The organism is Sphingobacterium sp. BIGb0165 (genome assembly GCF_024810095.1).
GTDB lineage: Bacteria > Bacteroidota > Bacteroidia > Sphingobacteriales > Sphingobacteriaceae > Sphingobacterium > Sphingobacterium detergens.
The window spans coordinates 1-12,689 of sequence record NZ_JANUEB010000015.1 but is presented as its reverse complement, the minus strand read 5'-3'; the positions used below and the strand labels follow the sequence as shown (position 1 = coordinate 12,689).

9 protein-coding genes are annotated in these 12,689 nt (G+C 37.5%); 8 read left to right on the top strand and 1 reads right to left on the bottom strand.

The features are described 5' to 3' along the window. Positions 1-340: 340 nt before the first annotated feature. The 8 genes from M2408_RS26240 (at position 341) to M2408_RS26205 (ending at position 12,151) form a co-directional block, all read left to right on the top strand. Positions 341-514, top strand: a complete 174-nt coding sequence (locus M2408_RS26240; protein WP_259187553.1) for a hypothetical protein — start codon at positions 341-343, stop codon at positions 512-514. Between the two features lie 489 nt (positions 515-1,003). Beyond that, the gene (locus tag M2408_RS26235; protein WP_259187552.1) at positions 1,004-1,153 is read left to right on the top strand and encodes a hypothetical protein; all 150 of its coding nucleotides are present in this window, start codon (positions 1,004-1,006) and stop codon (positions 1,151-1,153) included. Between the two features lie 327 nt (positions 1,154-1,480). After that, on the top strand, positions 1,481-3,025 hold the full coding sequence (locus M2408_RS26230) for a C10 family peptidase (protein WP_259187551.1): 1,545 nt from the start codon (positions 1,481-1,483) through the stop codon (positions 3,023-3,025). A 33-nt stretch (positions 3,026-3,058) separates the two neighbouring features. Continuing rightward, a complete protein-coding gene (locus M2408_RS26225; RefSeq protein ID WP_259187550.1) occupies positions 3,059-3,853 on the top strand; it encodes a hypothetical protein in 795 nt (264 codons plus the stop codon). A gap of 249 nt (positions 3,854-4,102) precedes the next feature. Continuing rightward, the gene (locus M2408_RS26220; RefSeq protein ID WP_259187549.1) at positions 4,103-6,142 is read left to right on the top strand and encodes a right-handed parallel beta-helix repeat-containing protein; all 2,040 of its coding nucleotides are present in this window, start codon (positions 4,103-4,105) and stop codon (positions 6,140-6,142) included. Positions 6,143-6,338: 196 nt separating this feature from the next. After that, positions 6,339-8,447 carry a hypothetical protein gene (locus M2408_RS26215; protein ID WP_259187548.1) on the top strand — a complete coding sequence of 703 codons (2,109 nt, stop codon included), beginning with the start codon at positions 6,339-6,341 and terminating at the stop codon, positions 8,445-8,447. A gap of 216 nt (positions 8,448-8,663) precedes the next feature. Further along, on the top strand, positions 8,664-10,790 hold the full coding sequence (locus tag M2408_RS26210; protein ID WP_259187547.1) for a hypothetical protein: 2,127 nt from the start codon (positions 8,664-8,666) through the stop codon (positions 10,788-10,790). A gap of 1,175 nt (positions 10,791-11,965) precedes the next feature. Beyond that, positions 11,966-12,151: a hypothetical protein gene (locus tag M2408_RS26205; RefSeq protein WP_259187546.1), complete on the top strand. Its 186-nt coding sequence runs from the start codon at positions 11,966-11,968 to the stop codon at positions 12,149-12,151. 195 nt (positions 12,152-12,346) lie between these two features. On the opposite strand, the gene M2408_RS26200 is transcribed toward M2408_RS26205, so the two are convergent. Continuing rightward, positions 12,347-12,646 (bottom strand): very short patch repair endonuclease, encoded by a 300-nt coding sequence (locus M2408_RS26200; RefSeq protein WP_259187545.1) that lies wholly within the window; start codon positions 12,644-12,646, stop codon positions 12,347-12,349. Positions 12,647-12,689 lie beyond the last annotated feature (43 nt).

Below are 12,689 nucleotides of genomic sequence, written 5' to 3'. Positions count from 1 at the left end.
TAAAAATACTTTTGGCAGTCCAAAATTCAATAGTTCTTTTATACGTTCTTCTTTTGCAATAATGTCGGTCATAATATTGTAGCTAACGTTTCGGGCTTTGCGATGGCGGGCAAACCTAAGCCTAAACCTTCAACTAATATAAAAGATTGCACGATTTTAAATTTTCACATTTCTGCCAACGCTATTAAAAATGAAACAAACTTTCACCTATACGAGCACTTTGATTTAAGATGTATTGGCAATTGTTCAAATGTAAAAGTATTAATTTTTGCAGAGTAGACCATTTACAATTCGCGGAGGATCGTTTAAAATTCGTTAAAAAGAATGTGATTCAATTAGTTTGGATACCCCAGCACCGATTATCTACCACTACATTGATCTATTAATTGAGCCCGATCCTGGCCCAGATGATGGTGGTAGTATCGTTGAAATTAGCGGTGTAAAACTCGACCATCGTTTTGGCGGGATGGTTTCATTGAAATACTTTGGTATCCATGATGAAAGCGCTAAATGATACCGTTAAAAATGCAGTATCAGCTGCTGAGCGGTATAAGGCAGAAAGATATATCGTGCCCAACACGACAAACCCTATCAACCTACCTGTTTTGCCAACTCTTGATAATACCATGCGGTTGAGTTTTTAGAAGCATTTTTCATATTGGTCATTGTATTTATCATAGATTTTTTAGACTCCTCCCTGATTATTATACATTGTAAAAGGCTCGACCAATTTTGATCTAGCCCAAAAGCTATTGCCTAAAGTCACTATGACTTCTCATTGTTATTTTATACATATCGTCGTGTTATCAGCAGCTTATATAGTCTGCATCAAAACCCCATGAATTTAAAGGGTTCGGCTTTTTTAGGTGCGCATTGCCCAATACTGTATATGTTTTGTTTTGCTCTAAATCAAGTTTAAGACATACCGCTTACATACACCTTGTTTTCTTCAGATAGCACCCTCGTCAACTATACTTTTGCTAAACACATGAAAACAAAAAATATGGCAAATCAATTTTTAGTTAAGGAAATAATGGCGGATATGAAGGATCTATCTGCTGCTGAAATCACAGCATTAGGGAACGGAACTTATAACGGTGTCCAACTATTGGGCTATTACGAAAAACGGGATATTCCGGCACCGATTATTTAGTAGATATCTTGTATTTGCGTTATATTTTGAATCATGTACTACACAAATGTGTAGATTTGATTAATCTTATTTCATTTAGGTGTATTTATTTTAGTTTTGTTTATAAGTTTTTTTAATTACAGCCATTGATATTTTAACATGCATCTGGGAAACAACCAGAGTTCTTAATTAATCTTTCTTTTGTCGAGATAAATATGCGAGGGGATTTTTAGTTTAATTGTTTGATTAATTAGTGGTTATTCCTGGTTTAGGTGTGTGAAGATCACATTGCTGGAACAGTACTTTTTTGATTATGTTTTTTTAATTGATAGTAAACTTAAAATAGAAATGAGAAAAATTTATACTGTGGTAGTACTTGCTCTACTAGCTTTGGGCTGTTCGAAGGAATCTGAAGATCTGCAGCAAAAAGACAGAGAGACCTCTGCGCAATTATCCTTATCCGAAGAGGAAATACGTGTGTTGTCCATTGAGAGCGAAAGCTCTAAAATGAGAAATATTGATGATATCTATAAGGAGGTAGAGAATGCATCCACTATATTGAGCCGGAATAATTCGCCATTTGCATTTAAGCTTAATGCAAGGAGAGTGGAGCGGATCCGTATGTTAACAGATGCGGGAAGTATTACTCGAAAGAGTGCTAGAACATCAAAAAAAACAGCGACGTTTAATGATACGCTGGCCTATGTGGTTAACTTTGCGAATGAAGACGGCTTTCTCCTCATTGCTGCGGACAAGCGGGTAAAAGTACCTTTACTAGCTATTGTTGAATCCGGGAATCTTGGTGATACAACTTATAATGGCGGTCTTGGAGCTTTCCTAGGTATGGCGGAAATGGGTATTAAGCAATCTATTTTAGATTATGAAAAGCTGAAAGATTCAGTAACAGTCGAATTTAAGAAAAAAGGATTGTTATTGCCAAAATCGGGAGCCAATTCTATAGCAACTGACGTTAAGAAAAAGGGAATACGATTGCCTAAAGCAAGCTCAACTGCAGGATTCTCTGGGGGTGATGAGGATTATGACTATGAGGGTGAAATATATTATGAGACTACGCTCGTCTATAAAGAGCGGGTGGTTGAAAAAAAAGGTCCATTGCTAGCTACGAAATGGTCACAGAGTACACCTTTTAATGATAATGTTAGATACAAAAAGTGCGGTTCAGGTACTTCGCCGGCGGGTTGCGTCCCAGTGGCTGTAGGCCAGTTGATGGCATTTTGGAAATATCCTGCGATGTTATATACTGATAGCTATAATTGGTCACAAATCAATCTATATCCAAGGGAGCTGGATATGGTTAATCTTGCACCTGCGAACGTAAAGTCTCAAGTTGCCAACCTAATGGATAATTTAGGAAAAAAAATGGATTCATCTTATGCATGTGATGCTACAGGGACGAACTCAGATAAAGTGCCGGGACTACTATCAGCATCTGGATTTCTTCATGGCGGAATGCAAGATTACAACTACAATACTGTTGTCACCTCCATCAATAATGGACAACCTCTCTTTGCTGGTGGTTACTCTTCACAGGTAAAAGTTCTTGGTGTAGTTGTTGGCTATGAAGGTGGGCATGCGTGGATTATTGACGGGTATTTAACTACAGAAACTAAATACAATTATATTGCTGAAAGAAGATCAAGAACTGATGGCGCAATTATAGACCGTTGGACAGGAAGTGACATTTCTCGGTATGATTATCATCACGTAAATTGGGGATGGGGTGGATCACGGGATGGTTTTTATTCAGCATATTACTTCGATGCTGTCAATTATCCAGATTTCAGCTCTAATGTCCCCTTATATGGAGGGCTAGAGGGGCAGCCATATAACTATGAATATAAGCTGGAGATATTGCCTTTTATCAGGAAATAATTTAGTAAGTTTAAAATAAAAAATACAATAAATATGAAAGATTTATTAATGTTGTTATCCGCATTTTTTCTGGCTTCCGTTAGCGGATGCGGGAAAAGTGATATTAATTCTCCTCCTTATCCGCCGGGCAAAAAAAAATCTTATATCCAAAATTTTATTTCAACGGATACATTGACAATATTGGAGCGAGTGAATACTAAAATTATTAAAAATGAGCTGGATTTCAACGGATCATCACTGGTTAACCATGCGGAAAATAATGGAAAAGTTTTTTCATTGGAAAATAATATTATGCTGTTTGCTTCCTTAGAGTGGAAGAAGGGTTTTAAAGATGGAAATTTCGATTATGCGATTATTAGTCCACCCAATGAAAAGTATGTTCAGCTTTCAGGGGATACACATTACAATGCGGAGCCTATTTTTGGGCTGCACTCAGCACCAATAGCAATAATTGATACCCTGGAATCTATCAAGATCACTAGTGACAGAGCTTTCGGAGACGACCTTCCAGCAGGAGCAAATCTAAATCGTCTTTTCAAGGTCTATTTTGAGGATCCATATCTGGTAATAGCGAATAATTACAAACAACCGGAGGGCGGATATAGGCTTGCGGGAATCAATTACAATATATTTCCGCATATTATCACCGGAGGGAGATTGGATGAAATCAATTTCGTTAATAAGCCATTTATTGGCAACACCTATATGTGTATTCTATCTCAATTACCTAAAGAGCAAGGTAATTATAGATTTAAGATTAGTATAAAGACTAAAAATGGTAAAATAATTGAAAATACCAGTCGTCCTATTTCAATTTATGGTAGCTAAATTCTTATATCTAAGAATACCATCCATTATTAATAGACGCTTTCTATCCCTATATTTAAAGGGGGCCGTATCAAAATAACTATTTTGATACGGCCCTTTTCTGTTTTGGGCCACTTCCTCAAACCTCAAAGCATACTTTGTAAGATCGACTTTTCGGTATCTCCCGCATACCGCTTACATATACCTTGTTTTCCTCAGAGAGCCATCGCAACAGCCATACTTTTGCTATATACATAAAAACAAAAGAATATGGCAAATCAATTTTTAATTAAAGAGACGATGGAAGCTATGCGCAAACTGTCCGCAACTGAAATCGCTGGACTGCAGGGAACCAATCCAATCTATGCAGGTGTAGAGTTACTAGGCTATCACGAAAAAGGCGATACCCTTGTACCGATTATTTATTATCTAGCTCCACTTACTCCAGATCCCGGGCCAGATGATGGGGGGAGCGTGATTGCAGTGAGTGGAGTTAAACTGGTTCACGAATTTTGTGATCGGGTAGATGTCAGCTATTTTGGTGCGATTGGTGGTGTCGCCGATTGTCTCGAAAGAATCAATCGCGCCATAGCATACGCGGAAAGTAGCAATGTAAACATTGTAGAAGTCAGTCAAAATGTTCTTTTGAGTCTGCCCGTTAGCTACGATGCTTTTGGTATAATTATGAAGTCACATGTTTATCTGGAACTGAATGCTACGATTGCTATTCGCGCTAACGATTACGAGCGATACGCAATTATTCTATTCTCAAACGTTACCGATAGTGGTGTTTTTGGTAGAGGTCGGATCGTGGGCGATATCGAGACGCACACTGGGACGTTGGGAGAATGGGGGAACGGTATCAGTATTTCCGATGGCTGTAAGGACATCAGCGTCCAAGATATCTCGATTGAGCAATGCTGGGGAGATGGCATATGGATAGGTGGTCTTCATACCTTATCCAATGCCAGCAGTAATATTTCCGTCAATCATATTATAGTAGACAAAAATGGACGTCAGGGTATCACCGTAACTAAAGGAAGTAATATCAGTATTTCAAAGTCTACGATCAGTAATACAGGTACAATTAAGGGCAAATTGCCAATGGATGGAATTGATATCGAACCGAATGAAAATAATCGCGTGTCCAATGTAAATATTTATGACAATACTTTTATGAATAATGTTGGTCATGATTTCGAAACCAATTGTATGAAAGCAAATACCGAGATCAAGAATGTGAATTTTTATAATAACACGATCCTGTCTACCGCGGAAAAAGCTTCAACAGTAAGTGCGTTGATTAAGGTGAATGCTGAAAGATTTAAGGAGGATATGGTGGTGAAAAATATCAATATTAAAAATAATCATCTATCCTTTGAAACTAAAGGAACGCATAAAATAACAACATTTATCTATTGCTATGGATCCGCAAAGGTTATTGATATAAGCGGCAATACATTTGCTACTAGCCTCGACCTCACTTCGATTAAACTCGACACAGTCTTCGATGTTGTCATTGCTTCTAATTTCTCCTGGCGATCATTCCATTTTGTACTATGTCAGACCGAAGTTCAGGGACTAACTGTTCATGCGAATACTGTTGACACATTGATGCATGCAATGGTATCTGCGGGCAATAGTTCCAGAATTAAGGTTTATTCCAATACGGTTAATAAGCAGATAGGTACCTCGGTCATGGCCTATAATTATAGCAATTGCAGCGATTTGTTCATTTACAATAATAGCTGTTCAAACCTAAGTATGGGCTTTTTCTCCAATAGTGGGATGTTGTCCAATTGCATTGTGAAAGGCAATATCATTAATAATTTCAACACTTCCGGTCGGGCAAATGGTCCCTGTATTTATGTCACGGGAGTTGCTGCCAGCACAAATATTGTAATAGAAGATAATACAATATTACAATCAGCAAATGCTTTGTCTGTAGGTATTAGAGCCTCCCTGTCGCTGTCCGAAACCTATATTAAAAATAATATTCTGATTGGACAGTTTGCGCAGAGGATATCCAATGAAACGGGGGCTTCTGTGAAAGTATTGGATCAAAATATTACTTTGGAGGCAAATAATTCTGAAATCGGGTTAGTGAAGAAGTCTGTAGGTGTGGCAGGTTCGGCAAGTCCTTTGCCAGGTACAGTGGCAGATTCGGTAGCGAATACGTTGCCTGAAGTAGTTGCTAATTTGAACACCCTGATTGATAAATACAATGATCTACGTAATTTGACCAGTGAGATCCGAGGATCGTTGAATGCAAAATTGATTGCCGATAGAGCGAGTGGCCAACAAGCTTAATCTATCTTTCGATACACCAAAAAGCTTCCCTCTAATCGGCAGAGGGAAGCTTTTTTATTTAGAGCATCTGCATAGGATTTAAAAGAATGAAATAGACTTTTCGGTACCTCCCCGATACCGCTTACATACCTCTTCTTTTCCTCAGATAGCCTCTGCAACAGCTATACTTTTGCTATACACATAAAAACAAAAGAATATGGCAAATCAATTTTTAGTTAAGGAAACTATGGCAGCTATGCAAGGCTTATCAGCTGCTGAAATCAACGCACTACAGAGTAACACTTATGCCGGTGTACAACTATTGGGCTACTATGAAAAAGGGGATACCCCAGCGCCGATTATTTATTATCTAGCTCCACTTACTCCTGATCCCGGGTCCGATGACGGAGGTAGTATCATTGCTGTAAGCGGAATAAAATTAATACACACGTTTCCGGAAAAAGTAGATGTTGGTTATTTTGGCGCATACAAAACAGGTGATGTAACCCAAATTATTCAAAAGGTGATCGACAAATATAAATCTGTCGTCATCTCCAAAGATTGTCTAATAAATCCAGTAGATAGCAATTATCCAGCTTCTAAATTCGGTGGTGGAATTAAATTGCGAACCAACAGTACATTGAGCTTTATTAATCAAGCTACCCTAAAAATGGAGCCAACAGCAGCCGACGCATATACTTTTATAAGCTGTGTCAATGTCTCCAATGTTTCTATTTATGCTCCAAAGATAATCGGAGATGTGGGGGAACACCTTAACATTGTAGGGGAGGATGGCTATGGTATTTATATCGTGGATTGTGAAAATATCAATGTATATGAAGGCTATATCTCCAAATGTTGGGGGGATGGTTACTATGTAGGTTCTGATAGTAAAGGGACAAAAGGAGGAGGATTATTTAATTGTATCGCTGATGATAATCGTCGACAGGGGTTGAGCATTGTTAGCTGGGAAGAAGGGGTAGTCAACGGAGGTGCATATATCAATACAGGGAAAACGTTGTTCAAAGCACCAGGCTACGGTATTGATATCGAACCAAATGCAAAAGGTACCGATATTATCAATGTTACTTTAACAAATGTAACGACCAGAAATAATAAAAAAGGAGGTTTGCAGTTGGTCCCCGGATTTCTTACCGATGAGAAATACATAAATCCATCTTATAATGTTAAGATAACAAATTATACCTCAGTAGATGATGGTACAAGTGGTGCGATTCGCTTTGCAAACCCTCCATTGGAAACGAAGGGAATGAGACCATCTGAAAAAATTTACGGAGCAATATTTATTCAAGGAGTGACGATATTAAATTCAAAGGAACGATCCATAGATTTTGCACGTTGGTTTGAGGGTTCCCCGAAAGTTGTTCTGAGAGATATCTATATTGAGAATTGTAATCAAGATCATATTGTGAGTACAAATGAGAGCCAATGTGCTGTAGTTGCCTACATAGACCCGGCTCAATCGTTACAATTGGGGCATGGCGAAGTTAGCATCGAAAACATTACCATTGTTGATAATAGAACTACCAAATGGATGCTCGTACCGATATGGTTATATTGTGGTTCCACCCAGAGTATTGATAATTTCTACATAAAAAATATTAATACCTATGGGCAGAAATCCGTTAGCAACGGTGAGATTATCATAAGTAAGACCAATGGATTTAAGAATGAATACGCGGTAAAGAAATACCGAAGTTTTTCTTCAGACTTGGACATCGTATCAGGATCTTTCAACGGAATTGTTTTGTCATCGACTGTTGACAATGTGTTTACCCTTCCATTGGCAAATAATAGTGTAGGCCTGGAGTATGAATTTGAAAATCCAAATGCTATCGTGTCCCAAATACGCGTAAAATCAGGCGATAGTATAGGTAACAGTGTGAATAATGCAGCAACATCCTTGGTCCTCAGAACGAATAGAGATAGAATTAGGGTGAGAAGTGTCGGTCGAAACAAATGGGAAATTGTTGAGCAATTCGGAACGATAACTACCAATGGATTTTTTAGTGGTTTTAAGAACAAGAACTTAACAAGATATGCGGCCACAATCCCGAGTATCAGCGCCGAGCAAGGGGATGAAGTTTATAACAGTACAAATATTATTGGACAGCCACTTGGTTGGAAATATATTGGCAGCAACTGGATTCCTTTTGGGGTTATCGGTATGTTGCAGGCTATTCCATCAGCTGATTCAGCTTTATCTCCAAGTGCGACCTATATCCAATCAGAAGCCCAAAGTGTATTGAACGAACTCCGGGATTTAAAGACGAAATTAAAGGCTGCAAAAATATTAGCAGACTAGAAGTCTATGATTGGAATTTAATTCTTAAATAGCTAGGTGAAAGAAATGCGATATCCTCAAAGATACCGCATTTCTTTGTTCATGGTATGCAGATTGAAATGCATGGATTCAAAGACTTTTCGGTATCTCCCACATACCGCTTACTTACACCTTGTTTTCCTCAGATAGCCCTCTTAATCCCCATACTTTTACCCATATCATTTAAATAAAAGAAATATGGCAAATCAATTTTTAATTAAGGAAGCTATAGCGGATATGAAAGCATTATCAGCCGCTGAAATCACAGCTTTACAGAGCGGCGCTTATGCAGGTGTACAGTTACTGGGCTATTACGAAAAAGGGGATACCCCAGCACCAATTATTTATCATTATGTAGATCCCCTGAATGATCCTGATCCAGGACCAAATGACGACGGGAGTGTTATCGTAACTGGCAGCATTAAGCTAATACATGAATTTAAGGGATTTGTAGACATCAGTTACTATGGACACCAGGCAAATACAGATTTTAGCCCCGCGTTGAATATTATTTTAGAGAAATTTGGACAGGTAGATCTGAGTAGAAGGGAAGTGCTGTGTAAGAATATTCAAACTGTTGTAGATGGTTCAAAAATCAAAAACGGTACATTAAAATTTAATGGAGGAATTGATGATAGAATCTTAACGGTAAACAATAGTAATGTTGAAGTAACTGATGTTGTTTTTGATGGAAATAACAAGCAGCCAAGTTTCTCGTTGGTATTCGTTGGCGATAACTGTAAGAATTTAGTAATTAATAAGACTGAGTTTAAAAATCTGACTGCTACGGTAAGTGGGGGCAACCCGCGTAATAACGCATATGGCCTAATGCTGTCCCCTTATGGTGTTCGGAATTTTTCCATCCACAATTGTGTCTTCAAAGATATCCGTAAATATAATAATACAGCTGTAAGCGGTACCCCAACGGTAGGGCGAGGATTTACAGGTGGAATATTTTTATATAACGGTTCAGAACCAACCACCCCTACAAACAATAGTAGCAGTGGAATCATCAGAGAGTGTACATTTGAAAACATTGTCAATATACTTGATGATGGTCTAGACTTTAATACTTATTCAGGGTATTTAGATGCTGATGGTATCCGGTTCTATGGCGTTGTTGGCGGTGTCAATTATTTCGATATCACGATTTCAGATTGTATATTCAGAAACATCTCTAAAAGAGCGGTGAAATTGTCCGGATCAGGATTTTGTCGTGGGATAAAAATGTATAATCTGACAATTTATGCGACTGCAATGCAGTATCCGATGGTTTCAGCTATAAAATTAGACGCTGATACCATTTTGAATGGTTTAAAATTTTATGCTTCAACGCTAAGTGATAGATGTTCGATATTTTTACAAATGCAGGGCAATTATAATTTGCAGGTTAGGAATGTATATGCCAATTACGTTGACGGGGCTATTCAGATAGCCCCGGTCACTTCGGAGAGCATAAGGGATCTAAAATTTGAAAATATCACAATTGATAGCTACTCCAACTATTTTATAACACAAGGCGGAACGGTGGTAGCTTCACAAAAACGAATTAGTTTTAAAGATTGTGTTGCACTACCAGCTAAGGATCTTGTCGATAAATACGCTGTTAGATTAGGAAGTAGTGCAGATCTCAGTTGTGGAGTGAGTTTCAAAGATTGCAGAATTGACGGCGCGAATATTGCACTTTCCGGGACGGATATCTCTATTGACGGTCTGGATATTACATTGGATAATATCAATTATATCGGAAATACCACTGCTGGTGGCAATATTTTGTCAACCGGTTTGTCATCCTCAGTAAACAACTATGCAAATGTTTCTATCGTAAATACCAATATTAACATTCTCAATGTAAATGCAGCTTTCTTAACCTCAAATAGGAGTTTTTTACTCACTCGTGGTAAAGGATATGCTATCAATAATTTAAGACTCAAAGTATCGGATAATATAGCGACAAATGTTAGCCATTTGGATATTATGGGGGAAAACGTAGCTGTCGATAATCTAGTATATGACGGAACATCCTCCCTACGGATTGGTGTACAAGACTATATTAAAAGTTCATGTTTTACAAATTTGATACGAACTACACGGTCCACGTTGCTGCCCAAAACTTTTATTATATGTGGAAATACAAATAATGCAAATGTATCGTTTGCAAACATCTATGATATGTTAGTGATGGATGTGCCCGTCATGTCCTTTAATTCAGGAGCGAAATATATAGTCAATGGATTATCTCACAATTCAACCAATTCTTCTCCTATATCGGACTCGTCACTCATTGTACCAGTTTCCAAAAACGGTGTTATTAGGTTTAATTAGCCTGTTTAGGAATATGTGATACTTATTGTTATGATTTGCTGTCGGAAAATCGACCATTTGGTCTGGCGAATCTGAGTTCGGTTGATTAAGTGTTCGGTTTTGATCAACCTTTTCTAGGAAATGATCAATAGTTATATTAAGGTAACATACTTATCTTTAGGTATTGAAGAACTACTCGCTGGTTTGCGGCTAGTTAAACCAACGAAAGTGCCAAATTGCTTCCCTTTGCCGGTTAGGGGAAGCTCTTTTTGTTTTTAGGGATTTTTGGTAAGAAATAGTTGGTATTATTCAATCAATGTTGAATAAACGATGTACCCTTTTACAATAGGCAAACTAGCTTCTACCCGTTCGAAGTTCCTTAATTGAGGAGCGTCTAGCCATTTTGCTTACAGATGTTCTAGCATTTTTACTTCTCCTATGTAGCAGTATACAAAAGGGGAGAGCTATAGCGAAAGTTATTCACATAAATCTTTAAAAGGATTAAGCTCTTGCTGTATACTAAAGAATCTTTGGTTTCTTAAATCGTATTTTTATATTTATTGAGTATTTGAAAACTGGAGGGCTTCAGATATTAAAGCTTTTAAGATCGTGAGTAAAACAACTTTTTATAAAATAATCAATTGATAATATGGATACAGAATTATATGAACTTTTTGAAAGTATAAGTCCAGCCGAGCTTTCTAAGTTGAGGGGAAAACGGCAGGACACATCGACTAGGGATAAACAGTCACTTTTGAAAAAGGTCTCAGAAATTGAGGACATTCTAAAAAAGTTGAACATGAGGATTTCTTTAATAAAGGTTGAATGATCAGAGAAGTCTCTTCACGCAGGCCATACTATACATCTTGTACTTGCTAAACTTATTTATACAGAAAATTATAGAATACCCACTATTCTTATTTCTTTTTCCACCCGCTCTTTCGTGGCCTATCTCCCTGCGGGCAGATGCTACCGCCCTTCGGTTGCTGGCTGTTTACGGATTGATTTTATCCAGTGTTAAAGTACGACTGGATCTATAATTTCTTCAATTTTTTAAAAAAAACATATAAAATTATTTGATAATATAGTCAAAAATGACTATATTTAAGTATGCTTACTTGAATTAAGCAGCATTTAGTAGTAAAAATTGAAAGAAATTGAGAGTGGAAGTTTAAACAATAAAAATATATAAAGCTATGAGTCTATCAATTAACAATTTTGTTCAAGCATTGCAACAATATGAGATTCGCAAGAATATGTCAGTGACTTTAGTACTTGAATCGGACGGATCTGGATACCTTTGTTATTATTCTACTGGGGAGTCTTTTTACGAGTTTGATACACCTGAGGATCTTTTTAGTTTTTTGAAGTCGAAAAACTAAGTAATCATATTTCTCAGCTCTATCGCAATATGGTCAATCTAAGGAATAGGGATATGGCTTATTCTGAGTGCAGCTTTATTGGTATTTTGTCATACTATTATGGTAAAGGCGAGGTAATCAAAGGGATGGGGTTCTGTTTCAATATATACTGGTCATTACGCTTCTATAGCGAGAAAGTGCCTGAATCATGTGTATCTATTTCCATAGCCTTCTTGTTTCAAGAAATAGTTCGATTTGATTGAGTACTTTAGGAAGATTTTTAAGAATATCTTGCGTCCAGAACCTGAATACGACATAGTCCATATCGCGTAGTGCTTTGTTGACACGGATATCCTTTTGCATATTGCGTTCGATTTTTGGGATCCAGAATAGACGGTTGGATTTAATACGATCCTTATTGTTCTGCCAATCGAATCCATGCCAAAATTCTCCATCTACGAATATATGTGTATATCGGTTATTCCGGGCCAAGCCTATCGCTTGAATATGGGCCACCCGTATCGGTGATTACGGGCCAACAATTATAAGATTATTTTTT

Coding starts and splice junctions, on each gene's coding strand:
- M2408_RS26225 (WP_259187550.1), top strand. CDS start 3,059: ATGAAAGATTTATTAATGTTGTTATCCGCATTTTTTCTGGCTTCCGTT.
- M2408_RS26215 (WP_259187548.1), top strand. CDS start 6,339: ATGGCAAATCAATTTTTAGTTAAGGAAACTATGGCAGCTATGCAAGGC.
- M2408_RS26230 (WP_259187551.1), top strand. CDS start 1,481: ATGAGAAAAATTTATACTGTGGTAGTACTTGCTCTACTAGCTTTGGGC.
- M2408_RS26205 (WP_259187546.1), top strand. CDS start 11,966: ATGAGTCTATCAATTAACAATTTTGTTCAAGCATTGCAACAATATGAG.
- M2408_RS26210 (WP_259187547.1), top strand. CDS start 8,664: ATGGCAAATCAATTTTTAATTAAGGAAGCTATAGCGGATATGAAAGCA.
- M2408_RS26235 (WP_259187552.1), top strand. CDS start 1,004: ATGGCAAATCAATTTTTAGTTAAGGAAATAATGGCGGATATGAAGGAT.
- M2408_RS26220 (WP_259187549.1), top strand. CDS start 4,103: ATGGCAAATCAATTTTTAATTAAAGAGACGATGGAAGCTATGCGCAAA.